The organism is Capnocytophaga sp. oral taxon 412 str. F0487 (assembly GCF_000271925.1).
Taxonomy (GTDB): domain Bacteria; phylum Bacteroidota; class Bacteroidia; order Flavobacteriales; family Flavobacteriaceae; genus Capnocytophaga; species Capnocytophaga ochracea.
The window spans coordinates 1-24,314 of record NZ_AJZR01000022.1 but is presented as its reverse complement, the minus strand read 5'-3'; the positions used below and the strand labels follow the sequence as shown (position 1 = coordinate 24,314).

Genomic DNA, 24,314 nt, shown 5'->3' with positions numbered 1-24,314 from the left:
TTAGCTTCAGTTTAGCTTCGTTCATAGTTCGTTCATAGTTCGTTCATAGTTCGTCTTTTGTTCGTCTTTTGTTCGTTCATTCATTATTTGTCTTTTCATTATCTGCCTGTCGTGCTACGACTGCCCGTGCGGCTCGCACCATCATTTGTTTGTTCATTCTTTTCCTAAAAATCGGAGTTCTTCACCATTTGTCTAATTTAAAATGAAGAGAGCAAGAGGGTTCATAGCTATATGTTTTTAGTGAGAAGTTCTACAATCTTGTTGTTCGGGAAAAACTCTTTTAATACTACTTTCAGTACCGTATAGGCTGGAATAGCCACTACCATTCCTGTTATCCCGAAAAGCGTACCACTGATAAGGGTAATGAGGAAAATCTCTAAGGCTGTAGATTTTACTGAATTAGAGAAAATAAGCGGTTGAGAGAAGAAATTATCAATAAACTGACCTATTATGAACCCTATCAACACATAGATAGTAGTAGGCAGACTTACCGTCATAAAATCGTTTTGTAGGTTGCTACTCATTGTAAGCAAAGCCATTAGTATAAAACTTATCATCGGACCTATATAAGGAATAAGGTTCAGTAAAGCACATAAAAGGGCTATGATAAAAGCATTTTCTACCCCGAAAATAAGCAATACTATGGTGTAAATTATAAAAAGAATAGTAAGCTGTAGCATTAATCCTACAAAATAACGGGACAATAAGTTGTTTATTTTGAAAATAGAGGTTTTAAGTTTGCGTTTGCGTTTAGGAGAGAAAATAGAAAGCAATGCGATAAGTATTCTGTCACCGTCTTTCATAAAGAAGAAGGTAATAAAAAGTACCGAGAAGAATCCTACCCCAAAACTACTGATAAACGAGATAAAAGAGTTTAGGAAGTTAGGAATATCGATAAAATTCAACATCTCTTGTACTCCAAAAGAGTAATCTTCTCTCTGAAGTCCGACCTTGCTAAGAGTTTGGTGGAGGAGGGCGTCGAGGTTGTCCTTTAGCAAGTCTATATTAAGGCTTGAGAGGTTCTTACCTTGCGAAATAAGCAAAGGGATAAACAAACTGAATACCCCAAGGCTCAATACCACGAACAATAACATTGTAAGAATCACACATAAGGTTCGGTTTTTTATCTTCAGCCTTTTGTAAAAAAACTGTATAAGAGGTTTGCCCATCAATGTCAGTACCAGCGATACAATGAGGTAAATGATAATAGATTGTAGCAAGTAAAGGGTGTAGAGCCCTAACACTACCAATACAATAATCCCTACGGCACGCAATATACCATTTGCTATTTCTTTTGAGTTCATTCTTTAATGATTAATTGTCATATAAGTTAGACTTGTCTGACAAGTTCAACTACTGATAACTATTATTTAACGAGTAAAAATCTAATAATACGATTGCAGTCATAGCCTCGACGATAGGTACTGCACGAGGTACTACACAAGGGTCGTGTCTGCCTTTACCTTGCATTGTTACGATGTTGCCGTGTGTGTCGAGTGCGGGTTGCTCTTGCATAAGGGTAGCTACGGGCTTAAAAGCTACTCTAAAATAAATATCCATACCATTGCTGATACCGCCTTGTATCCCGCCTGAATAGTTGGTTTGGGTAGTGCCATCAGGGTTAAAAAGGTCGTTGTGCTGACTACCGCGCATTGCAGTACCTGCAAAACCACTGCCGTATTCAAAGCCTTTAACCGCATTGATAGAGAGCATTGCTTTGCCAAGCTGTGCGTGGAGCTTATCGAATACAGGTTCACCTAAACCTACGGGTACACCTCTTACTACACAGCTCACTACCCCGCCTACGGTGTCACCCTCCTTACGAATGGCTTTGATGTATGCTTCCATTTGTTCCGCTAAAGTAGGGTCGGGACAGCGTATTGCATTGGTTTCGGCTATTGCCAAATTGAGTTCGGTATAGGGCTTGGTAAGGGTAAGCTCACCTACACTTGATACATAAGCGGTAATTTGTACTCCTTTCAGTACCTGTTTGGCAATAGCTCCTGCTACTACCCGACAAGCCGTTTCACGCGCTGATGAGCGACCGCCTCCACGATAGTCACGTATACCGTATTTCTGTTGATATACATAATCGGCGTGGCTGGGGCGGTATACCTCGGCTATATGGGCATAATCAGCTGAATGCTGATTTTCGTTCTCAATGATAAAGCCAATAGGTGTACCCGTAGTTTTGCCTTCTAAAATTCCTGAGAGAAAGCGTACCTTGTCGCCCTCTTTGCGTTGCGTAACAATCGCTGACTGCCCTGGTTTCCGACGGTCGAGTTCGTGCTGTATGGCTTCAAAATCTAAGGTTATATTAGGTGGACAGCCGTCTATAATTCCTCCTAAGGCTTCGCCGTGCGATTCACCAAAGGTAGTGAGCCTAAAGAGTGTACCTATACTATTTCTAGCCATTATAATTCTTTCATTTTGGTTACTAAGGTCTCCATAAACTTACTGATAGGGGTCTTTACCATCATTGCCATTACGGGGTTGAAGTTGCCTTCGAAGAGTAGTTGTACCTCACTCTCATTGTTCGATACTTCGGTAATATTGGCAGTAAGCTGAAAAGGAATCTTACCTTTTGCTTCTCCTAATACCAACTGACTGCTGGGGGTACTACTTTTCTTTTCTAAAGAAATTTCAGGCATTCCTTTTAAAGCAAACACAAAGGACTGCTCACTGAGCATTTGGAACTTACTAATATTATCGGGCATCAGTCGTTCAAAATTAGCTACATTTTCTAAGAGTGCAAAGAGGTCTTTAGCACTTTTCTCTACAATTGTTTTTTTACTTTCTAAGTTCAAAATAATGATTAATGTTTAATGATAAATGGTTAATTATTTTTACTTAACTAAGACTGTTTCCCAGCCGTCGTATTCGCCGTGAGTATCGAGAGCGAGGTCTATCAAGTCCCACGTATCAGAGTCGATATTGTCTACACTATTTACTTTACTGAGGATAAGGCAGTAACCTAAATCTTCATTAGAGTCTTCGCCCTCTTCGGGCTCTATTTTACCTCTGTTATATACTGAAAAACCTAAGGTTTCAGCTTTTGCAATAGCACTATTCATATCTTTTTCAGTTTGGAAATACAACCAGTGTTCAATAGGGCGCTCTTGGTCGGTGTGGTCGCCTGCTTCTTCACAATGTTCTTGCAAATTACTATTGTGAATGCTTTGCATTTCGTAGATATTAGGGAAAAGAAACTCAAAGTAAATCTTCCAATCAGTATCGTCAGTAGTTTTGATTTGAGTGCTATAATCAGGGTGTTTGGTTACTACTGATTGCAAGCGTTTTTCTAAACCAGAAGTATTTTCGGTATAAAAATACCACGTGATAGTGCCTTGATAAGTGACAATACCCGCTAAGATATCACTTTCATTAAGCAAAGGCATTACTTCTTCATCTTCTATCGTATAGAGGAAGTCACGTTCTCGGTTATTTGAAAAACCGTTTTCATCAGGTTCTTTTAGCTCAAAAGTAAGGCGTACGCTTTGAGGGTATTGGGTGATAGGAGCAATTTCCTCTAATCCTAAATTGAGGCGGAATACAGCGGGGTTATCTTCTAATCTGCCGATATAGACAGTCCAGTTTTCTGGAATTTGAATATTTTGCATATCATTTGTTATTAAAAAATAGGATTCTACTTAAAGGCTCTTTACAATCTTCTGTCCCATCTATTCTTATCAAAGTTGTGCTTTTTCCAGTACAGCATAATTAGGAAGCCTATGAGAGCCCCTCCTACGTGTGCAAAGTGGGCGATATTACCACCGAAAATAGTAATTCCTCCCACAAATCCCATTATTAAGTCTAAGGCTACGAGTAAAGGGATAAAATAACGAGCCGCTATAGGGTAGGGGATAAAGAACAACATCAGTTTGGCATCGGGGAAGAACATTCCAAAAGCTACTAATATACCATAAATAGCACCTGAAGCGCCTACGGTTGTACTTGCGAAAGAAGATCCCATATTATTAATAGCATCGACTGAAGCCACTTCAGTCCACACGCGGGGATAAGAATTAGTATTGATAGTATTTATTAAATCTTCCATAGTAACTCCCATACTGCCAAGAGCATCAAGGGTGTGATGTACATAGTAGTAATTTACTCCCGTATGAAGTAAGGCTGCTCCTACGCCACAAGAGAAATAGAAGAATAGAAACTTATTGCGCCCCCATATATTCTCTAAAGGAGTCCCGAATGCCCATAAGGCGTACATATTAAAGAGCAGGTGTGTAAAATCAGCGTGCATAAACATATAGCTGATATATTGCCACCAGTGAAAGTTAGGATTCTCAAAATAATGTAAGGCAAAAGTACCGACTATATTTATTTGAGGTAAAAATAGTCCTTTTTCATTCAATGCGGTAAGTATTAATACTATCGTATTGATAATAATCAGATGTAGTACTGTTTTAGATATTCTGTCCATTTTAGTCTTTAGTTATTAGTTGTTAGAGATTGGTTAATTAGCAATGTTCATAATGCTTATATTGCCTATCCGACTCGCATTTAAAATAGGTTTTCTATTTCATTTACTGAAAGGTTGTAATAAATTCGCTTTCCAAAAGGCGAAATTAATACTTCTTGACAACTAAACAAATTATTTATCAAAGTTTCTTGTTCTTCCTCACTGAGTACTTGTCCGGTTTTTACAGCTAAGCTCTTGCATAAAGCTTTAGCAAAGGCTTCTTTCTGAGTGTTTTCGGTAGAGGGTAATGCCTCGATATGCTGTTGCAAGAGTTCGTTGAAAATATTAGGAATCTCACTATCGGTAAGGTGCAGAGGAATCCCACTTACTACAATCTTGTCGGTTTCTATGGTAAACATAAAGCCACTGCACTCAAAGAGTTCGCGCAGTTGTGCAATCACTTCCAATTCGTGTGGTGCAAAAGGCAGTTCGTAGGGGAACATCAGTTGCTGACTTGCACTATGGGTGGATTGCAGATGCTTCATAAAATCTTCGTACAAGATACGTTGGTGCGCCCTGTTGATATTGATGATGATAAGCCCTCCTTCCAAAGTAGTTATGAGGTATTTCTTTGCCAAAGCAATGATTTTCTTACCTTGGCTTCGTGTAGGTTCAGTTTCAAAGAGCGAACTCACGATAGTTTCAGGGTTTGAAGTATTGATAGAAGATTCAATGCCCGTGTACAAACTCTCCCACGTAGGTGCTTTTTTGCTGTAAGAGCCGAAATTACTATGGCTATCGCTTCCACTGCTTCGGCTTACATATTCTTCTTTAAATGGGTTGAAATTGGGGTCTACTTCTATCTTAGGAAACTCTGGGGTTTTGTCCTTGTAGTTATAAGGAATATCGAAAGTAGGGTCTTTGCTAAAATCGAGCGTAGGGGAGATGTTAAACTGACCCAAACTGTGTTTTACTGCCGACTTCAGTAGGGCATAAATACTATGCTCTTCTTCAAACTTAATTTCGGTTTTCGTAGGGTGAATATTGATGTCGATAGTTGTGGGGTCTACTTCTAAACTGATGAAATACTCCGCCTTCTGGTCGGTGTGGATAAGACCTTCGTAAGCCGAGGCAATTGCGTGGTTGAGGTATTGATTTTTCACAAACCTATGATTGACCATCAAAAACTGCAAGTTTTTAGTCTTTGCTAAATACTCAGGTTTCACGATAAATCCGCTGATTTGCACCAAAGGTGTGTTTTCGGCAATGATAGGCACTAACTTTTCATTGGTTTTGCTTCCAAAAAGATGTACAATGCGTTGGCGGAAATTGGTAGCTGGCAGGTTGAACAGCTCGTTGCCATTGTTGTACAAAAAGAAATGAATTGCAGGGTGTGCCAAGGCAACACGGTGAAACTCATCGAGTATATGGCGGAATTCCACCGTATCCGATTTTAGAAAGTTGCGACGCGCTGGAATGTTGAAAAAGAGGTTCTTCATCGCAATACTCGTACCGGTAGGGCATACGCAGGGCTCTTGGCGCGTAATCTTACTGCCTTCGATGTGTATTTCGGTACCCAACTCGTCCTCTGGGCGCTTGGTTTGCATCTCTACGTGCGCAATTGCCACTATGGAGGCAAGGGCTTCCCCGCGGAAACCTTTAGTTTGCAAATGGAAAAGGTCTTCTGCTTTTTGTATTTTGGAGGTGGCGTGACGCTCGAAAGCCATACGCGCATCGGTAGTACTCATTCCCACACCGTTGTCAATCACCTGCACGAGGGTCTTGCCTGCGTCTTTGATGAGCAGTTTTATTTCGGTAGCACCGGCATCGATAGCATTCTCCATCAGCTCTTTGACTGCTGAGGCGGGACGCTGAATCACTTCACCAGCGGCTATCTGGTTGGCTACGTGATCGGGGAGTAATTTTATAATATCTGACATTCTATCTATTTAGGTAAAAGGTAAAAGATAAAAGGTAAAAAGTGCGAGGTCGTAGCACGACGGGCAGTGTGAGCCGCACAGGCAGGTGCGAGCCACGCGGACAGTCGTAGCACGACAGGCAGATAATGAAAAGACGAACAATGAACGAACAATGAACGAACAAAAGACGAACAATGAACGAACAATGAACGAACAAATGACGAACAAATGACGAACAAATGACGAACAAATGACGGTGCGAGCCGCACGGGCAAATGAACAAATGACGGTGCGAGCCACACGGGCAAATGAACGAATGACGAATGATGAACGAACAATAAGCGTATGAAAACCGAAGGAATCTTCTATTTTAGTTGAAAAAAAGAGCTACTTTTTATGCTGTAAAACAGAAAATTTTGTTTTTCACACTTCACGTATCGGTATTTAGTTTTACTTCTTATCTGGTACAAAATTTGTGCAAATATAAAAAAAGTATTACTTTTGTGGAAAATTATTTTCAATATGAAACACTTGTTTATCTCTATATTCATAGCTATCAGCTTGTTATCTTGTGCTAAAGAACCTGTTACTAATGGCAATGAGGTGTCTTTTACGGGCTCTGACTATACCGGTAACGATACCGATTTGCGCGTACGCGATTTTATTTGGAAGGGGCTTAACACGTATTATTTGTGGCAAGCCGATGTACCTAATTTGCAAAATAACCGTTTTGGTAGTTTGGCTGATACCAAAGCAGATAAAAATAAGAGTTATACTCAATTCTTAAAAAGTTTTAGCAATCCTGAAGCCCTTTTCTATAAAGGGTTACTTAATAGATATGAAGAAATAGACCGTTTTAGCTATATCACCGATAATTACACCGATCTTGAAAACCAATTCAAGGGGATTACTGCCAGTGTGGGTATAAACTACGCTTTTGGTTTTGTAGACGAAACAAAAACTAGAGTTTATGCTGTAGTGCGTTATGTAGTGCCTAAATCGGAGGCAGAACAACAAGGTTTGCAACGGGGGGATTTGATAACCACTATCAACGGGCAATCACTTAACCGTTCTAATTATCTTCAACTGTTGCAAAATACGGCTACTATTTCGTTTTCAACCTATAGAATTGTAAATGGCAAAGCAACTCCTACTGAAAAATCGTTTACTTTGCACCAAGCTCAAACACCTGAAAACCCTGTACTCATTCATAAAGTATTCAATAAGGGAGGAAAGAAAATAGCTTACCTGATGTACAATGCCTTTACAGCTGATTTTGATGAGGCACTTAACGATGCCTTTGCAGATTTTAAAGCACAGGGAGCTACTGACTTAATTCTTGATTTGCGCTACAATGGAGGAGGTAGTGTCGATTCGGCTACTTACTTAGCATCGATGATTACAGGTCAGTTTAACGGTCAGGTGTTTGCTATAGAAAAATGGAATAGCAAGTTGCAACCTTTTAAAGGGAATGAACGTGAGTATTTTACATCTAATATGGTAAAAGGCAGTCGACAGGTAGCTATCAATAGTTTGCGCCTTAATAAAGTGTATGTAATTACTTCGGACGGGACAGCTTCAGCCAGTGAATTGGTTATCAATGGTCTTAAAGCCTACATAGATGTAGTGCAGATAGGTGAAACCACAATGGGTAAGAACCAAGGCTCGGTGACTGTTTACGACTTTACCGATAAGCAACGAAAAGTTAAAAACCCTAAGCACAAATGGGCGATGCAACCCTTGGTAATGAAGATAGAAAACGCCAAAGGCATAGGCGATTACGTAAATGGCTTAGAGCCTAATGTCCAGATTAGTGAGATTGTAAATGATTTAGGGGTATTAGGCGACGAAACTGAACCTCTTTTGGCTCGCACCTTACAAGAGATTACAGGAAATGTTGCCGGAAGAGCTTTGCGATCAGCGTCGAAAGAAACTTTTTACTTTGAGAAGCTCGGTACTTCTACCTCTGGCTATTTTGGCTTGAATGAAATGTACAAATGAATCGATTTTACGAACTAACCATATCTAAAATCACACAACTTACTACTTCATCGGTAATGATTACCTTTGAAGTACCTGAGTTATTGAAGAGAGTATTTCACTTTGAAGCTGGCGAATACCTTACACTCCAACAAACGATTGGTGGAGAAAAGGTGCGTCGTGCTTATTCTATTTGTTCTGGAGTGAACGAAGGTGAACTGAGCGTAGCCGTAAAGCGCGTGCCTAATGGTGTGTTCTCTACCTATGCGACGACCCAACTCAAAGCAGGTGATGTATTAGAAGTGATGCCTCCTAAGGGTTCTTTCGTATTCTTCTACGACATCTTTGGCAACCGGGATATTATGCTCTTCTCGGCAGGAAGTGGCGTAACCCCTATGATGAGCATTGCTAAAACAGCCTTGTCAAAAACGAACATCAAGGTAGTATTCGTCTATGGTAGTAAGTCTAAAGAGGAAGCTTTGTTTTTTGATGAAATAGAAGCCCTCCGCATTCAGTATCCCGAACGCTTTTTAGTTCACTACGCTTTCAGTCAGCAGCCTTGGGGCGACCACTATACGGGGCGCATTAACGATAGGATAGTAAACGAGATTTTTGCCAAATACAAAGATCTTAACTGGGGGCGTTACTATGCTTGTGGTCCTACGGAATTGGTGAAAAACCTCCGTGAGATACTCTTGTTAAGAGGGATAGACAAAGACCGCATTTTTACAGAGCTTTTTGAGGCATCGCCAGCTGAGATAGATTACAGCACTCTACAAGGCAATGTCGCCATTACTCTTGAACTTAACGGACAGACGCACAGCTTTGAGAGTGCGCGCAACCAAACACTTCTCAGTTCGGCACTCTTACGTGGCTACGATGCACCTTACTCTTGCCTGAACGGCGTGTGTAGTAGCTGTATCGGTAGGGTAGAGGAAGGAGAAGCCAAAATGGCGAAGAATGAAACCCTCAGCGAAGAAGAAGTATCGCAAGGCTATATTCTTACCTGTCAAGCTTATGCGATGACCGATACAATAAAGGTTCGCTTTTAGTACAATGTTAATCAATTACTCATTTTAGTTTTGAAGTTGTTATTCTTTAAAGAAAGAATCTACGAACTCATATTTGTTAAAAATTTGTAAGTCGTCTATACCTTCTCCTACTCCTATGTATTTTACAGGAATCTGAAATTGGTCAGAGATGCCTATTACCACACCCCCCTTGGCGGTACCGTCCAGTTTAGTAACAGCCAAAGCGGTTACTTCAGTGGCTTTGGTAAATTCTTTAGCTTGCTCAAAGGCATTTTGTCCAGTAGAACCATCGAGTACTAACAGCACTTCGTGAGGAGCATCAGGAATCACTTTTTGCATCACGCGCTTGATTTTAGAAAGCTCGTTCATTAGATTGATTTTGTTGTGCAAGCGTCCTGCCGTATCAATAATTACTACATCAGCATTTTGTTTTAGCGCCGAACTAAGGGTATCATAGGCTACCGAAGCAGGGTCGCTACCTAACTGTTGTTTAATCATTGGCACTCCGGTACGGTCTGCCCACACTTGTAGCTGGTCAATCGCAGCGGCGCGGAAAGTATCAGCAGCACCTAATACTACTTTCAAACCTTTTTTAGTAAACTGACTTGCTAGCTTGCCGATAGTAGTGGTCTTTCCAGCTCCGTTTACTCCTACTACCATCATCACATAAGGCTTTTTGTCAGTAGGTAAAGTAAAGTCTGTTGCTTCTCCTGTATGAGTTTCTGATAGAAGTCCTGCTATTTCTTCACGAAGGATAGTATTCAGTTCAGAAGTATTTAAGTACTTGTCTTCAGCCACACGAGCCTCTATACGATCAATGATTTTAAGAGTAGTATTTACCCCTACGTCACTGGCAATAAGCACTTCTTCAAGGTCATCGAGCACCTCTTCATCTACTTTCGATTTCCCAACGAGAGCCTTTCCTAAGCGGTCAAAAAAGCTGTTTTTAGATTTCTCTAAGCCTTTATCTAAGGTTTCTTTCTTTTCTTTTGAAAAGATATTTTTCAGAAATTGCAATGCCATAGCTTATTGTATATTTTAGGATATGAGTGCAAAGGTAGTAAAAAAGTTTATATATGCAAAAAAGCCGTCTCACGACAGCTTTTTTAAATATGATAAAAATAGAGAAAATTTAATTATTTCTTCTTCAAAAATTCATCAACGAGCTCAGGAGCCATTACGCTTTCTACGAAAGTATAAGCACCTGTTTTAGGTGATTTCACCATTTTGATAGCTTTAGTATGCTTCTTAGATTTACCTTGTAGGGTTGCTACTGTTTTCTTTGCCATAATGTTTTAATTATTTAATTTCTTTATGAACAGTTACTTTCTTTAGGATAGGGTTGAACTTCTTAAGCTCTAATCTATCTGGAGTATTTTTTTTGTTTTTGGTAGTGATGTAACGTGAAGTTCCTGGTAAACCAGACTCTTTGTGCTCAGTGCACTCCAAAATAACCTGAATTCTATTTCCTTTTTTAGCCATTTTAGTATTCTTTTAAATTAGTTAATATATCCGTTACGTTCTACTTCTTTAAGCACTGCATAGATACCTTTCTTGTCGATAGTTTTAATTGCAGTTGCCGATACTTTTAGGGTAATCCAACGATTCTCTTCCGGAATGAAGAAACGTTTTGTACGGAGGTTTACATTGAATTTACGTTTAGTTTTGTTCATTGCGTGTGACACGTTATTGCCCACCAATGCTTTTTTGCCTGTTAAGTCACAAACTCTTGCCATTTTTTTCTCTATTTATTAATGTGTTATTTATATTCAGGGCGCAAAGGTATAACTATTTTTTGAAACAGCAAAACTTTTTTCTCTTTTTTCAGATTATTTTTGTGTATACTAATTTATTATATACTGTATTACAGACGTTTAATCAATATGAGATTATTATTTAAATATCTGAAAACTACTGCTTTTTAGTCATAAAACAACCCCATCTTCATATACCCTTCGCCGTTGTAGTATGAATTCTACTAATAACCTTCTTCTTATTTCCACCTTAGCTTTATCTTTTCTTCATTCATTGTTCGTCATTCGTTCCTTTGCCCGTGCGGCTCGCACCGTCTTTTGTTCGTCTTTTGTTCGTCTTTTGTTCGTCTTTTGTTCGTCTTTTGTTCGTCTTTTGTTCGTCTTTTGTTCGTCTTTTGTTCGTTCTTTGTTCGTCTTTTCATTATCTGCCTGTCGTGCTACGACTGCCCGTGTGGCTCGCACCGTCTTTTGTTCGTCTTTCCTATAAGCTTCTTTTAAATTAACCATTAATCATTAACCATTAATCATTAAATAAGGATTTCATCTACATTATTTTATTCTCCCGCCCCCATTTCCTCATTCTCTCATTTCCTCATTTCCTCATTTTCTCATTTTATCCGCCTATGTGGCTCACACCATCATTTGTCATTAATTTGGTATTATTAGCATTTCTGGTATTATTAGTATTATTTGCCAATTTGCTAATTATTTGTACTTTTGTGCCCTATAATCATTTAAACAACAGTATATTCAATGAAAATAAACGATTTACTAAACATAGTACACACTTACGGTAGCCCTGTATATGTATATGATGCCCAGAAGATTGCTTCTCAATATAACCGACTTACCAATGCCTTTGCCTCAGTACCCAAGTTGCGCATCAACTATGCAATGAAAGCCCTTTCTAATATCTCTATCTTGAAATTGATGAAGGATTTAGGTGCTGGTCTTGATACCGTTTCTATTCAGGAAGTACAGTTGGGATTGCTGGCAGGTTTTGACCCTCAGCAAATTATTTTTACGCCTAATGGTGTCTCAATGGACGAAATTGAAGAGGCTATGCGCTTAGGAGTACAGCTCAACATCGATAATCTTTCGTTCTTGGAGCAGTTTGGCACACAACACCCTGAGATACCCGTGTGTATTCGTATCAATCCACACGTGATGGCAGGCGGTAATAGCAATATTTCGGTAGGGCATATCGATAGTAAGTTTGGTATTAGCATTCACCAAATACCGCATATCTTGCGCATCGTCCAGAATACAAAGATGCACATCAACGGTATTCATATGCACACAGGTAGTGATATTTTAGATATTGATGTGTTCCTATATGCTGCCGAAATACTCTTTGAAACCGCTAAACACTTTAAGGATTTACAATTTATCGACTTTGGTAGTGGCTTTAAAGTGCCTTATAAAGAGGGAGATATACAAACCAATATAGAAGAGTTGGGCGAACGTCTCAGCAGTCGCTTTGCTGATTTCTGCAAGGAGTACGGTCGCAACCTTACATTAGCTTTCGAACCTGGTAAGTTTTTAGTAAGTGAAGCAGGCTACTTTTTAGTAAAGGTGAATGTAGTAAAGCAAACCACTTCTACGGTATTTGCAGGCATCGACTCTGGTTTTAATCATCTTATCCGACCAATGTTCTACGGGGCTAATCATTATATCGAAAACATTTCTAACCCCGAAGGTAAGAAGCGTTTCTATTCAGTAGTCGGGTATATATGCGAGACCGATACTTTTGCCTCCAACCGACAAATAGCTGAGATTACTGAGGGTGATATATTGTGCTTTCACAATGCAGGTGCCTATTGCTACACTATGGCGAGCAACTACAATTCACGCTTGCGTCCAGCAGAAGTATTGTGGCAGAATGGGGAAGCTAAACTTATCAGAAAGGCAGAAACCTTCGAAGACTTACTAAGAGGACAGATATATTAACAATAAAAAAGGCTGTCCGAAAAGTCTTAAAATCGCATTTGCGTCGCTACACTTTGCCAAAGTTTCAGATTTTGGCAAAGTTCATACTTCTTTTATTGCCTGTGCGGCTCGCACTGTGGCTCGCACTATAAAAACCGGTTGTGCCAGCTGTCTTCCAAAGGCACTTCCCAATTCTCTTCGTATTCTATTTTAGTATTCACCAAATTGTTGAACACTATAGTTTGTGCCGATACTGCTTTTTCTTTTACCATCTTCTTGAAATCGGCAAGGTTTTTATAGGCGATGTGTTCACCTTGACGATAACTCACATTCATACGGTCAAGCAATGTAACGTTGTATTGGGCTTCAAGCTCTTGAATAAAGTGCGCTAAAGCATCAAGAGAACAGCCTCCTACACCGTGGGCATCGGGTAATGCCCCTATAACTATAAAACGGTTATAGCGTAATTCAAATGATGATAACAAATCCTTGCCGTGTACCATCCAGTGGTTTATAAATTCTTCTAATTGTGTATGCAGTTGCTTTTGCTCATCTTCTGTAAAGCTACGGTTGCATTGGTATACCCACACACGGGCATCATCGGGGAGTTCTTTAAAATCTCTATACACTTATCTAATGATTAATTGTTAATGATTAATTCACAATTTGCCCCTCTCCTTGGGAGAGGGGCAACGGGGTGAGGATTTATTTCTTCATTAGCCTATCCAAGTTTCTCTTGTTATCACGGTCTTTAATAGTTTCGCGTTTATCGTACAATTTCTTACCGCGTACTAAGGCTATATCCATTTTAGCCAAACCTTTTTCGTTAATAAAGAGTTTGAGTGGTACAATAGTAAGCCCGCTATTTTTCACTTCTTTATTGAGTTTGCGTAGTTCTTTTTTCTGCAAAAGCAGTTTGCGTTCGCTTTTGGGGCGGTGGTTGTAATAGGTGCCAAAGTCATATGCTTCAATGGTAGAGTTAATTACGAAAAGCTCTCCTTTATCGTTAAACTCGCAAAAACTCTCAGCTATCGAGGCTTTTCCCATTCGTATAGACTTTATCTCGGTACCCACGAGCACAATCCCCGCCGTGTATTTGTCGAGGATTTCATATTCAAATTTCGCCCGTTTGTTGAGTATTTGTACTGTTTTCTGAATCATAGCACAAAAGTAGTAAATTTGTTACATATAGCAAGCTTTTTTTTAAGTTTTTTTGTACTTTTGCCGAAAATCACTCTTATGAAATACCTCTTACAACTTTTTACATTATTATCAGTGTCCTCACTTTTAGCGCAGCAGAATGATTTTGTGCTTCTCAGAAGCCTTTCTAATGACTTTGTATTCGATATGAAATACGCCACCCCCGATAATTTCCTCAAACAAGCAGTATATGATTGTGGTGAGTGTTATCTCCGCAAGAGTACTGCGAAGGCTTTGGTCAAAGCTAATGAAGAGTTTAAATCGTTGGGATACCGCATTAAATTGTTCGACTGCTACCGACCGCTTTCGGTACAGAAAAAGATGTGGAAGATACTTCCAGGTACCCACTACGTAGCAAACCCCGCGAAAGGCTCTAAACACAATCGCGGGGCTGCTGTCGATCTTACCCTTGTAGATGCACAAGGCAAGGAATTAGATATGGGTACTCCTTTTGATTTCTTTGGTAAAAAAGCACATCACACTTGCACGACCCTCCCTAAAAAGGTACTTGAGAATCGCAAGTTGTTGAAGGATGTACTCAACAAATATAACTTTAAATCTATTTTCTCAGAGTGGTGGCACTATGAGTACCGTCCCGAAATGCAATCTAAAGTCGAAGACTTCCAATGGCAATGTAAATAAAATGTCTCTTCTGTCGTGCTACGACTCTTCACACACTTTGCCAAAGTTTCTAATTGCTTGTCGTGCTACGACTATTTTAAGCTTTGAGGTACTTCCAAAATCTCTATACTTTTCACTCTCATAGCGTTTTGCACCAAGTGTCTTGTATATTCAGGATAAGGCTTTCCCGCTTCGGGAGCTCCCATATTACATTCACCGTCAGAGCCACCTCCTCCGTTAATCCATAAATAAGCATCGGCGTGTGCACCTGTGGTTTTGGTAGTGCTACGCGGGCCTAAAGCTGCATTAAAGTTATTGCAAGAGTTATAAGGAGCATTTGCATTTTGGTGTTTAGGTCTATTGATACCACTGCGCCCTGTGTCAATCACGTAATGCACATCTTTAAAACCTTTAGAAGCTAAGTAATTTACAAATTTCTCGGCTCCTGCTTGTTCTTCAGCAGTGCCTCCTAAGCCCGAAACATTCAGTGCGAAACCACGCATATATTGTAAGCCTCCATCTATAATGGCATTGGCAACAGCTTCAGGGTGTTTTGTGACCAAATCAGAATTCCCAGCGTGAATATAGCTCGCTACATTAGGGTTATTCTCTTTTAGCTTTCTTGCACAATAAGTGAGCAAATCAGCGCGTTCTTTGTACTCAGCTGATCCCTTTTTATGTCCGCAGTAGTTAATGGCATCTGGTTCTATAATTACTACTGCACGGCGTTGTCCAATAATGGCACTTACGCGGTCTATCCACGCTCTGTAAGAAGCAGCATTAGGGTGTCCGCCTCCTGAGAACGACCCACAATCGCGATTGGGGATACCGTAAATCACCACAATAGGCGTTTTGCGAGCGTGTTCAGCTCCTTCAACAAAATTCTTTAGATAGAGGTCGCTATCCTTACTGTTTGGGTTAATTCCATCATACCAATCTCCGCAGGGCGTACCATACACTTGGTAATACAGTTTTTTCAACTCGGCATTTTTTTCATTTTTTACTGCATACAACCGAGAAGGCTTCAAATAAAAATCCCAATCATAAGGTATTTGAGTTTGCGCATTTTGGGGCGTATCTTCCCCTGATTTTTCACAGGCGGTCATTACCCATAAAAAAGCTATTAAGGCTAGTAATTTCTTCATAATCTTTAATCTTATTTATGTCTTAATTTGGCAAAGGTAGGAATTTATTTTCATTTACCCAAAATTATTTTCTAATTAATTTTTCCAGTCATTTTCCTCCGTTTGCTCTCCGCTTTTTCACCACCTTGTCTCTACTTTTCCTTTGTTCATTGTCTATCTGCCGTATGGCTCGCACCGTCATTTATCCGTTTATATGTACGAACTTTGCCAAAGTTTCAAAATTTGCCAAAGTTGAAATCTACTAATAACCCTCTTTTTATTTTTATCTTAGCTTTAACTTACCCCCACTTTTCCTTCGTCATTTCTTTATCTGCCCGTGCGGCTCGCACCGTCATTTGTTCGTCTTTTGTTCGTCATTTGTTCGTCTTTTGTTCGTCTTTTGTTCGTCTTTTGTTCGTCTTTTGTTCGTCTTTTGTTCGTCTTTTGTTCGTCTTTTGTTCGTCTTTTGTTCGTTCTTTGTTCGTTCTTTGTTCGTTCATTCATTGTTCGTCTTTTCTTCGTCTTTTGTTCGTCTCACTTTTTGGTTACTACACTCCCTCTCCTTGGGAGAGGGTTGGGGAGAGGATATTTTCTTCGTCTTTTCATTATCTGCCCGTGCGGCTCGCACCGTCTTTTGTTCGTTCATTGTTCGTTCATTGTTCGTCTTTCCTATAAGCTCTTTATATCTACATTATTTTATTCTCCCGCCCCCATTTGCTAATTGACTCATTTACTAATTTACTAATTTTATCTGTCTGTTGCGCTACGAGCTCACACTTTACCTTTTACCTTTTATCTTTTATCTTTTACCTTCAACAATTGGCATTGTGGTATTAATAGCACATTTGCTAATTTCAAATAAATACTGTACCTTTGCCAAAGTTTTTTTGATAGCTTGTCGTATAGTGACTTTGGGCAATGCTCAAAATAATATGAAAGTTACAGTAATTACTAACGTCTGAAAAAACTAACAACCGATGAAAGGAATTATATTAGCAGGCGGTTCAGGTACACGCCTTTACCCCATTACTAAGGGAGTTTCTAAACAATTGCTCCCTATTTACGATAAACCAATGATTTACTACCCATTATCGGTGCTGATGCTTTCGGGTATTCGCGAGATATTGGTAATTTCTACTCCTCAGGACTTACCAGGTTTTGAGCGCCTCTTAGGTGACGGTTCCGACTTCGGTATTCACCTTAGCTATGCCGAGCAACCCAGTCCCGATGGCTTGGCTCAAGCTTTTATCATAGGCGAAGAGTTTATAGGTGATGACGATGTATGCCTGGTATTAGGAGATAATATTTTCTACGGACAGAGTTTCTCGAAAATGCTCGCTCAAGCGGTAGAGAATGTAAAGAAAGAACGCAAAGCTACTGTCTTTGGTTATTACGTAAAAGACCCTGAACGTTATGGGGTAGCTGAATTTGACACCGAGGGCAATGTGCTTAGCATTGAAGAAAAACCCACACAGCCTAAATCTAACTATGCGGTAGTAGGACTCTATTTTTACCCCAATAAAGTAGTGAAAGTAGCCAAAAGTATCAAACCCTCAGCACGAGGTGAATTGGAGATTACTACGGTGAATCAAGAGTTTCTAAACGACGGCGAATTAAAAGTACAACTTTTAGGGCGCGGTTTTGCGTGGCTTGATACCGGCACCCACGATTCGCTTAGCGAGGCATCGAACTTCGTAGAAACCTTAGAAAAACGTCAAGGACTCAAAATTTCTTGTTTGGAAGAAATAGCCTATCGCAAGGGTTGGATTACCGTTGAAAAGTTACAAGACTTAGCAAAACCAATGCTCAAAAACCAATACGGGCAATACCTTTTGCAATTAACGATGAACAATAGATAATTTGCTTTTCCAGATAATCTAACGCCTAAAACCTAACCTCTATCTATGCTGGTGCGAGCTTGTAGCTCGTGCCTCCTAACATCTAACCTCCTAAAAAATGGCAAAACTAAAAACAGCATATTTCTGTCAGAATTGCGGAGCACAATACAGCAAATGGCAAGGACAGTGTTACGTCTGCAAGCAGTGGAATACCATTGTGGAAGAGGTCGTACAGAAAGACACTGCTCCTGCTTGGCAAGAGAAAGAATCACCTATCAAGAGTAAAGCTCCTAAGTATATTTCTATTTCGCAAATCGATACACAACAGGAGGCGCGCCTCAACAGCAACAACCACGAATTGAATAACGTCTTGGGAGGGGGAATTGTACCCGGTTCGGTTACTCTTTTAGGAGGAGAACCAGGGATAGGCAAGAGTACGCTACTGCTACAAATAGCCCTCAATTTGCCCTATCGTACGCTCTACGTATCGGGGGAGGAAAGTGAGAAACAGATAAAAATGCGCGCCGACCGCATTCCGCATAAGCTCGATAATTGTTTTATTCTCACTGAAACTAAGACGCAAAATATCTTTCAACAGATAAAAGAACTCTTACCTGAAATCGTGATTATCGACTCTATTCAAACCCTTCAATCCGATTATATAGAGGCATCAGCAGGGAGCATTTCTCAAATTAGGGAATGTGCCTCCGAACTGATTAAGTTTGCTAAAACTACTCACACTCCTGTAATACTCATTGGGCATATCACTAAGGACGGACAAATAGCAGGACCTAAGATATTAGAGCATATGGTCGATACGGTTTTGCAGTTTGAAGGCGACCGTAATCACGTGTACCGTATCTTGCGTTCACTGAAAAACCGCTTTGGCTCTACTTCCGAACTAGGTATTTACGAGATGCTTAGCAACGGATTGCGTGAGGTAAATAATCCTTCGGAGATTCTCATTTCCAAAACCGATGAGACGATTAGCGGTACCTCCATAGCTGCCACTTTGGAAGGTATGCGTCCGCTGATGATTGAAATACAAGCACTCGTAAGTACAGCGGTATATGGTACACCACAACGCAGTACTACGGGCTTCAATGCCAAACGCCTCAATATGCTTTTGGCAGTGCTTGAGAAACGCGCAGGATTTCGCTTAGGTGCTAAGGACGTCTTCCTAAATATTACGGGAGGCATTACTATCGACGACCCTGCAACTGACTTAGGAGTGGCGATGGCTATCCTATCTTCTAACGAAGATATAGCGATTGAAAAGGACGTCTGTTTTGCCGGCGAAGTAGGATTAGGTGGTGAAATACGCCCTGTACAACGCGTAGAGCAACGCATTACTGAAGCTGAGAAATTAGGCTTCAACACTATTTTTGTATCAAAATATAACAAAATAGCCCTTAAAAATACTAAAATTAGGATTGTAAAAGTTGCCAAGATAGAAGATGCAATACAAGAACTATTTGGATAATAAAAACGCCTTATGTTGAAAAAACTCTTTAAAGATACCATTATTTACGGCATTGCTACTGTACTCCCTCGTGTGCTTACCCTATTGCTCACAAGGCTGTACGTGAATAAACTCGATACTGCCGATTTTGGTATCTATTCAGGGTTGTTTGTCTATCTTATCTTGGGGAACGTACTGCTATCATACGGTATGGAAACAGCTTTCTTCCGCTTTATGAACAAAGGCGAACGGAAGAAGAAGGTACAATCTACTGCGCTTACTTCTCTTACAGTCAGCTCTTTGTTTTTCCTGCTGATTGCTTACTTATTGCGACACTTTATTGCCTCCTGGCTGAACTACGATGTACAGTATATCGTCTTTGCCATTTATATATTAGTACTCGATGCCTTAGTGGTGATTCCGTTTGCGTGGCTCAGAAACAAAGGCAAAGCTAAACTTTATGCTATTGTTAAAATAGAGAATACGGTAGTGAATTTAGCTCTGAACATTTACTACCTGAACTATTTACCTGCTGAAACTCTTGCTACCAATGGTGGTGTATATTATATCTTTTTAGCCAACGTAATAGCGAGTTTAGCGACTTTCATTGTCTTGTTGCCTATCTATTTCAAAATACATTTCCGTTTTGATTATCGACTTTGGAAAGAGATGATGGTTTATGCTTTCCCTGTATTATTGGCAGGTATTGCTTTTGCCGTAAACGAAGGTTTTGACCGAGTGTTCTTGCGTATGCTTCTCCCCGCTGATACTGCCGATGGAACTATAGGTATCTACTCAGCTTGTTACAAAATGGGAGTATTTATGAACCTTTTTGTCACTGCTTATAAACTCGGTATAGAACCTTTCTTTTTTAGCAGTGCACAGGATAAGAATGCGCCTAAAACTTATGCTCGTATCACCGAATATTTCATTGTGTGCGGAGGCTTTATTTTGCTCTTTATTACCGTGTTCACCGATGTTTTTAAACTTATTTTGATACCTAACAAAGCCTATTGGGAAGCCCTTTGGATTGTACCTATTATCTTGTTAGCTAACCTTTGTTTGGGTATTTACCACAGTCTTTCGGTGTGGTACAAAGTAACCGACCGCACCAGTTTCGGGGCTATCGTATCTTTAGTAGGAATGGCTATCACAGTAGTGTTCAACTTTGCGCTTATTCCTTGGCTCAGTTATAAAGGGGCGGCGTTAGCAACACTCATCACCTATGGAGCGATGATGTTTATTTCATATTACTACGGACAAAAATACTATCCGATACCCTATAAAAAAAGGAAGATAAAAATCTTCCTTGGAATGAGTGTTGTTTTCTCATTTGTAAATTTTTATGCTTTTGACAATAGTATCTACATAGGAACCTTACTTTTGCTTATTTATGGTTATTTAGCGAGTTTTACTATAAAGCTCAAATCTACTCTTCCTAAACAACCGTAAAAAGGTTCATCTTTTCTTCTTCCTTGTTGCGCATTAGCGCACTGTCTTCGGGTGTTTTATCCTTATAACCGCAAAGATGTAACAAGCCGTGTGCCAATACCCGCAGGAGCTCTCTTTGGAATGGTACTTTAAAGATGTTAGCATTCTCCTTTACGCGCTCTACCGAAATATAAATATCCGAATGGAGTACCTTTCCCTCAGAATAATCAAAGGTGATGATATCGGTAAGGGTGTCGTGTTGCAAATACTCTACATTTATTTTGTGCAAATACTCATCATCGCAAAAAATATAGTTGATATTGCCTACCTCTTTACCTTCGGATTGGGCTACGCATTTCACCCAACGTTTTACTTCGTTTTTCTTAAAAGGAAAGACAAAGGGAGTTTCGTTAAAAAAAGAAGTCATAATAATTATTTTTCTTTAGGCTTATAGGTACTGATACCTAAAAGTGCGTAAATGGGTGAGAAATTGATGAGAATGGTTACCAAAAGCAATATAGAAACGCCTGATAACACGGAAGCAATGGTAATAGAAAACTCGTTAAAATACCCCAATATTGCAGTGATAACGATAATGAGCAAACGGATATTCTTGTCCAAAGTGCTAATATTTCTTTTCATATAGTCACATTTTTTAATTTGTGGCAAATGTACTTCTTTATTTTGAATAAAGCAAAGATTTTAAATAATTATGCACTCACTTTTGCACTATCTCAAATTATTTACGAAAACTTCATAGATTTAGTAGGTGATATTTTGGTAATCACATAGGTAGGAATGAGTAGCATCAGCAAGCACAATAGCAAAACGCCTATATTGAGCAATAACACCCACAGAGGAGTGAAAGCAATCGGTACTTCGGTTACGTAATAGGTGGCAGGGTCTAACTTGATAAGGCTGTAACGCTGTTGTAACCAGAGCAATAAGAATCCTAAAACATTCCCCCATAAGAGTCCTAAGCCTATGATATAGGTGGCATTATACAAAAATATCTTGCGGATACTGCGGTCAGAGGCACCTAAGCTCTTTAAAGTACCTATCATTGGTGTTTTCTCCAATATGAGCACGAGAATAGCCGTAATCATATTAAATCCACCTACCACTATCATTATCCCGATGATGAGGTAAATATTGAAATCGAACATACCAAGCCATTCGAAGATAAAAGGAAACTTCTGAATGATAGTTTGCGAATCGAGGAATGAACCTACCTTGCCGTACACTTGTTTGCCTACTTCTTCTATATGGTCAAAATCTTTGATAAAAAGCTCGAAATTGCCTATTTGGTCAGGTTGCCATTTATTGATTTTCTGAATATGACGTATATCAGTGAAGACGTACGACGCATCAAATTCTTGAAAGCCACTATTGTAAAGCCCTACAATTTTAAAACTACGTTGGTTAGGGGCTTGGGCAGCTTCGTCTTTTAGAAAGATAGCTTGGCAACGGTCGCCCAGTTTTAGGTGCAATCTGTTGGCTAAATAGCTAGACATTAGCACCTCATCGGTTACTTCTTCACTCGCTACATTAGGGGTGCGTCCTTCGGTAATAAAATCGCGAATAAGTGACCAATTGTAGTCTTTCCCCACACCTTTAGCGAGAATCGATTCATAAGTGGTTTCAGTACGGATGATACCACCTTTGGTAGCTACTGCTTGAATATGGGTAACTTCCGGTACTGCTGAAAAAGTAGGGTAAAAATCTTGTTGTAACTTAATAGGTTTAGTACTAACCTCTGATATATTATTGCTATAATCAAAAATCTGAATGTGCCCGTGAAAGACTACCAACTTCTCCCTAATCTTGCGTTGCAAGCCAATACCCGTAGCAATGGCAATGAGCATCATCACCATACCCACAGCAATGGCAGCTATTGCCATTTTGATAATTGGGGAAGAAATTGTACCTTTGTCCCCTTTCGAAAAAATAACTCTTTTTGCTATGAAATATTCAACATTCAAAACAATAATGCCTTTTAGAAGTGCCAAAGTTACACTTTTTTTCTTATGTACGCTTATATCGTGCAAAAATAATGGACAGACACAAGGTAATGCTTCTGTGCAAAATACTGAAAAACAGACGAAAGAAGTGGTGGTAGGCGCTAACCGAATGTATCTTTACATTAAGGATTTACGCGCTAAAAATATAGCTATCGTTACGAATCAGACTGGGATTGTGAAAGCCGAAAAAGGGAATTATGTACATTTGGTGGATACGTTATTAAAGAAGAAAGTATCTATCAGCAAGGTTTTTGCTCCTGAACACGGATTCAGAGGGGAAGCCGATGCAGGTGAAGTGGTAAAAGACGGCAAAGACACTAAAACGGGCTTGCCTATTGTATCGCTCTATGGTAAAAACAAAAAACCTACTGCTGAGCAACTGAAAGGTGTAGACCTTGTGCTCTTTGATTTGCAAGATGTAGGGGTGCGCTTTTACACTTATATTTCTACTTTGCATTATGTGATGGAGGCTTGTGCTGAACAGCATATTCCTGTAATAGTACTCGACCGTCCGAATCCTAATGCGCATTACATTGATGGAGCGGTATTGCAACCTGCTTTTAGGAGTTTTATTGGGATGCACCCTGTACCCGTGGTTTATGGAATGACTATTGGCGAATATGCTCAGATGATAAATGGTGAAAAGTGGTTGCAAGCAGGCGTTACTGCTGACCTTAAAGTGATTCCTCTTGCCTATTATACACATCAAACGTCTTATAGCTTACCGATAAAACCTTCGCCTAACTTACCTAATGATGTATCGGTGAACTTGTACCCAAGTTTGTGTTTTTTTGAGGGGACAAATGTGAGTATGGGGCGCGGTACCGATATGCAGTTTCAGATTTATGGCTCTCCTTATTTTAATAAGACGGCTTTTAGCTTTACGCCACACCCTAACGCAGGCGACAAGAATCCGAAGTTTAATGGTGAGCTATGTTACGGTGAGGACTTGAGAAAAACACCTCGTTTGGATAAACTAAATCTTACTTGGCTTAAAAAAGCTTTTGAGCAAGGCAAAGGAGTGAAAACACCTTTCTTTACTTCATCGTTCAATAAGATTGCTGGTAATGATATATTAAAGAAGCAAATCAGCGAAGGGAAGACCGAAGACGAAATACGCCAATCGTGGCAAAAGGATATAGAGCAGTTTAAGGAGATGAGAAAGAAATATTTATTATATCCGTAATTAATACTATAATGCCAATAATACCAATTGTTGAAGGTAAAGTGTGAGCTCGTAGGACGACAGACAGTCGTAGCACGACGGGCAGATAGTGTGAGCCACACGGGCAGATAGAGAAAAGACGAACAAAATATCCTCTCCCCAACCCTCTCCCAAGGAGAGGGAGTGTAGTAACGGAAAAGTGAGACGAACAAAAGACGAACAAAAGACGAACAAAGAACGAACAAAGAACGAACAAAGAACGAACAAAGAACGAACAAAGAACGAACAAAGAACGAACAAAGAACGAACAAAGAACGAACAAAGAACGAACAAAGAACGAACAAAGAACGAACAAAGAACGAACAAAGAACGAACAAAGAACGAACAAAGAACGAACAAAGAACGAACAAAGAACGAACAAA

Annotated in this window: 29 protein-coding genes; 10 read left to right on the top strand and 19 right to left on the bottom strand. The window is 39.8% G+C overall.

Translation table 11 applies throughout. The features are described 5' to 3' along the window. Positions 1–227: 227 nt before the first annotated feature. The 6 genes from HMPREF1321_RS03175 to mutL form a co-directional block, all read right to left on the bottom strand. The gene (locus HMPREF1321_RS03175) at positions 228–1,304 is read right to left on the bottom strand and encodes an AI-2E family transporter (RefSeq protein WP_009421323.1); all 1,077 of its coding nucleotides are present in this window, start codon (positions 1,302–1,304) and stop codon (positions 228–230) included. A gap of 49 nt (positions 1,305–1,353) precedes the next feature. Continuing rightward, positions 1,354–2,415: a chorismate synthase gene (gene aroC / locus HMPREF1321_RS03170; RefSeq protein ID WP_009421324.1), complete on the bottom strand. Its 1,062-nt coding sequence runs from the start codon at positions 2,413–2,415 to the stop codon at positions 1,354–1,356. Then, the gene (locus tag HMPREF1321_RS03165) at positions 2,415–2,807 is read right to left on the bottom strand and encodes a hypothetical protein (protein ID WP_002672562.1); all 393 of its coding nucleotides are present in this window, start codon (positions 2,805–2,807) and stop codon (positions 2,415–2,417) included. Before HMPREF1321_RS03165 ends, aroC begins: the two co-directional genes overlap by 1 nt. Before the next feature lie 39 nt (positions 2,808–2,846). Next, positions 2,847–3,620, bottom strand: a complete 774-nt coding sequence (locus HMPREF1321_RS03160; protein WP_009421401.1) for a DUF695 domain-containing protein — start codon at positions 3,618–3,620, stop codon at positions 2,847–2,849. A gap of 41 nt (positions 3,621–3,661) precedes the next feature. Then, complete coding sequence (locus tag HMPREF1321_RS03155; RefSeq protein ID WP_009421330.1) at positions 3,662–4,438, bottom strand: rhomboid family intramembrane serine protease; 777 nt, start codon at positions 4,436–4,438, stop codon at positions 3,662–3,664. Positions 4,439–4,518: 80 nt separating this feature from the next. After that, positions 4,519–6,357: a DNA mismatch repair endonuclease MutL gene (gene mutL / locus HMPREF1321_RS03150; protein ID WP_009421399.1), complete on the bottom strand. Its 1,839-nt coding sequence runs from the start codon at positions 6,355–6,357 to the stop codon at positions 4,519–4,521. Between the two features lie 85 nt (positions 6,358–6,442). Here mutL and HMPREF1321_RS12320 point away from each other — a divergent pair, with 85 nt between their 5' ends. The 3 genes from HMPREF1321_RS12320 (at position 6,443) to HMPREF1321_RS03140 (ending at position 9,368) form a co-directional block, all read left to right on the top strand. Further along, entirely contained in the window at positions 6,443–6,568 is a 126-nt protein-coding gene (locus HMPREF1321_RS12320; protein WP_255346880.1) for a hypothetical protein, read from the top strand. 290 nt (positions 6,569–6,858) lie between these two features. Further along, a complete protein-coding gene (locus tag HMPREF1321_RS03145; RefSeq protein ID WP_034575595.1) occupies positions 6,859–8,337 on the top strand; it encodes a S41 family peptidase in 1,479 nt (492 codons plus the stop codon). Next, the gene (locus HMPREF1321_RS03140; RefSeq protein WP_009421331.1) at positions 8,334–9,368 is read left to right on the top strand and encodes a ferredoxin--NADP reductase; all 1,035 of its coding nucleotides are present in this window, start codon (positions 8,334–8,336) and stop codon (positions 9,366–9,368) included. The genes HMPREF1321_RS03145 and HMPREF1321_RS03140 overlap by 4 nt, the downstream gene beginning before the upstream one ends. Positions 9,369–9,407: 39 nt before the next feature. Here the strand turns inward: HMPREF1321_RS03140 and ftsY are convergent, their stop codons facing one another. The 5 genes from ftsY to HMPREF1321_RS11835 all read right to left on the bottom strand — a co-directional run bounded on the left by ftsY (position 9,408) and on the right by HMPREF1321_RS11835 (position 11,608). Next, complete coding sequence (ftsY, locus tag HMPREF1321_RS03135; RefSeq protein ID WP_009421350.1) at positions 9,408–10,370, bottom strand: signal recognition particle-docking protein FtsY; 963 nt, start codon at positions 10,368–10,370, stop codon at positions 9,408–9,410. A 113-nt stretch (positions 10,371–10,483) separates the two neighbouring features. Further along, on the bottom strand, positions 10,484–10,636 hold the full coding sequence (locus HMPREF1321_RS11445) for a DUF4295 domain-containing protein (protein WP_002672546.1): 153 nt from the start codon (positions 10,634–10,636) through the stop codon (positions 10,484–10,486). A gap of 10 nt (positions 10,637–10,646) precedes the next feature. Further along, positions 10,647–10,829, bottom strand: a complete 183-nt coding sequence (gene rpmG, locus HMPREF1321_RS03130) for a 50S ribosomal protein L33 (protein WP_002672545.1) — start codon at positions 10,827–10,829, stop codon at positions 10,647–10,649. A gap of 17 nt (positions 10,830–10,846) precedes the next feature. Further along, on the bottom strand, positions 10,847–11,083 hold the full coding sequence (gene rpmB / locus HMPREF1321_RS03125; protein WP_002672544.1) for a 50S ribosomal protein L28: 237 nt from the start codon (positions 11,081–11,083) through the stop codon (positions 10,847–10,849). 285 nt (positions 11,084–11,368) lie between these two features. After that, a complete protein-coding gene (locus HMPREF1321_RS11835) occupies positions 11,369–11,608 on the bottom strand; it encodes a hypothetical protein (protein WP_157461771.1) in 240 nt (79 codons plus the stop codon). A gap of 246 nt (positions 11,609–11,854) precedes the next feature. Between HMPREF1321_RS11835 and lysA the strand changes: the two genes are divergently transcribed. Further along, positions 11,855–13,051: a diaminopimelate decarboxylase gene (gene lysA, locus HMPREF1321_RS03120; RefSeq protein ID WP_009421370.1), complete on the top strand. Its 1,197-nt coding sequence runs from the start codon at positions 11,855–11,857 to the stop codon at positions 13,049–13,051. A 125-nt stretch (positions 13,052–13,176) separates the two neighbouring features. Here the strand turns inward: lysA and HMPREF1321_RS03115 are convergent, their stop codons facing one another. Beyond that, positions 13,177–13,659, bottom strand: coding sequence for a hypothetical protein (locus HMPREF1321_RS03115; RefSeq protein WP_009421343.1), 483 nt, complete (start codon positions 13,657–13,659; stop codon positions 13,177–13,179). A 76-nt stretch (positions 13,660–13,735) separates the two neighbouring features. Continuing rightward, the gene (gene smpB, locus HMPREF1321_RS03110; RefSeq protein WP_009410605.1) at positions 13,736–14,191 is read right to left on the bottom strand and encodes an SsrA-binding protein SmpB; all 456 of its coding nucleotides are present in this window, start codon (positions 14,189–14,191) and stop codon (positions 13,736–13,738) included. A 78-nt stretch (positions 14,192–14,269) separates the two neighbouring features. Here smpB and HMPREF1321_RS03105 point away from each other — a divergent pair, with 78 nt between their 5' ends. Then, a complete protein-coding gene (locus tag HMPREF1321_RS03105) occupies positions 14,270–14,872 on the top strand; it encodes a M15 family metallopeptidase (protein ID WP_009421329.1) in 603 nt (200 codons plus the stop codon). Positions 14,873–14,943: 71 nt separating this feature from the next. Here the strand turns inward: HMPREF1321_RS03105 and HMPREF1321_RS03100 are convergent, their stop codons facing one another. The 3 genes from HMPREF1321_RS03100 to HMPREF1321_RS11825 form a co-directional block, all read right to left on the bottom strand. After that, positions 14,944–15,996: a glycoside hydrolase family 6 protein gene (locus tag HMPREF1321_RS03100; RefSeq protein WP_009421334.1), complete on the bottom strand. Its 1,053-nt coding sequence runs from the start codon at positions 15,994–15,996 to the stop codon at positions 14,944–14,946. A 306-nt stretch (positions 15,997–16,302) separates the two neighbouring features. Then, positions 16,303–16,479: a hypothetical protein gene (locus tag HMPREF1321_RS11830; protein WP_157461769.1), complete on the bottom strand. Its 177-nt coding sequence runs from the start codon at positions 16,477–16,479 to the stop codon at positions 16,303–16,305. Next, the gene (locus tag HMPREF1321_RS11825) at positions 16,472–16,621 is read right to left on the bottom strand and encodes a hypothetical protein (protein WP_157461767.1); all 150 of its coding nucleotides are present in this window, start codon (positions 16,619–16,621) and stop codon (positions 16,472–16,474) included. Before HMPREF1321_RS11825 ends, HMPREF1321_RS11830 begins: the two co-directional genes overlap by 8 nt. A gap of 331 nt (positions 16,622–16,952) precedes the next feature. On the opposite strand from HMPREF1321_RS11825, the gene rfbA reads away from it, so the two are divergent. The 3 genes from rfbA (at position 16,953) to HMPREF1321_RS03080 (ending at position 20,727) form a co-directional block, all read left to right on the top strand. Beyond that, on the top strand, positions 16,953–17,834 hold the full coding sequence (gene rfbA, locus HMPREF1321_RS03090) for a glucose-1-phosphate thymidylyltransferase RfbA (RefSeq protein WP_009421376.1): 882 nt from the start codon (positions 16,953–16,955) through the stop codon (positions 17,832–17,834). 97 nt (positions 17,835–17,931) lie between these two features. Continuing rightward, the gene (radA, locus tag HMPREF1321_RS03085) at positions 17,932–19,296 is read left to right on the top strand and encodes a DNA repair protein RadA (protein ID WP_009411859.1); all 1,365 of its coding nucleotides are present in this window, start codon (positions 17,932–17,934) and stop codon (positions 19,294–19,296) included. 12 nt (positions 19,297–19,308) lie between these two features. After that, positions 19,309–20,727 (top strand): lipopolysaccharide biosynthesis protein, encoded by a 1,419-nt coding sequence (locus HMPREF1321_RS03080; RefSeq protein WP_009421373.1) that lies wholly within the window; start codon positions 19,309–19,311, stop codon positions 20,725–20,727. Here the strand turns inward: HMPREF1321_RS03080 and ybeY are convergent. The 3 genes from ybeY to HMPREF1321_RS03065 form a co-directional block, all read right to left on the bottom strand. Beyond that, positions 20,714–21,133: an rRNA maturation RNase YbeY gene (gene ybeY, locus HMPREF1321_RS03075; protein WP_009421385.1), complete on the bottom strand. Its 420-nt coding sequence runs from the start codon at positions 21,131–21,133 to the stop codon at positions 20,714–20,716. The two genes, HMPREF1321_RS03080 and ybeY, sit on opposite strands and share 14 nt — an antisense overlap. 5 nt (positions 21,134–21,138) lie before the next feature. After that, complete coding sequence (locus HMPREF1321_RS03070; protein ID WP_002672528.1) at positions 21,139–21,348, bottom strand: DUF2892 domain-containing protein; 210 nt, start codon at positions 21,346–21,348, stop codon at positions 21,139–21,141. Between the two features lie 101 nt (positions 21,349–21,449). Next, the gene (locus HMPREF1321_RS03065; RefSeq protein WP_009421368.1) at positions 21,450–22,607 is read right to left on the bottom strand and encodes an ABC transporter permease; all 1,158 of its coding nucleotides are present in this window, start codon (positions 22,605–22,607) and stop codon (positions 21,450–21,452) included. On the opposite strand from HMPREF1321_RS03065, the gene HMPREF1321_RS03060 reads away from it, so the two are divergent. Both HMPREF1321_RS03060 and HMPREF1321_RS11820 read left to right on the top strand, forming a co-directional pair. After that, positions 22,591–23,913 carry an exo-beta-N-acetylmuramidase NamZ domain-containing protein gene (locus tag HMPREF1321_RS03060; protein WP_034575590.1) on the top strand — a complete coding sequence of 441 codons (1,323 nt, stop codon included), beginning with the start codon at positions 22,591–22,593 and terminating at the stop codon, positions 23,911–23,913. The genes HMPREF1321_RS03065 and HMPREF1321_RS03060 overlap by 17 nt on opposite strands. Before the next feature lie 178 nt (positions 23,914–24,091). Beyond that, positions 24,092–24,314, top strand: a 223-nt coding sequence (locus HMPREF1321_RS11820; protein ID WP_034575588.1) for a hypothetical protein, incomplete at its 3' end; no start/stop codon positions are given.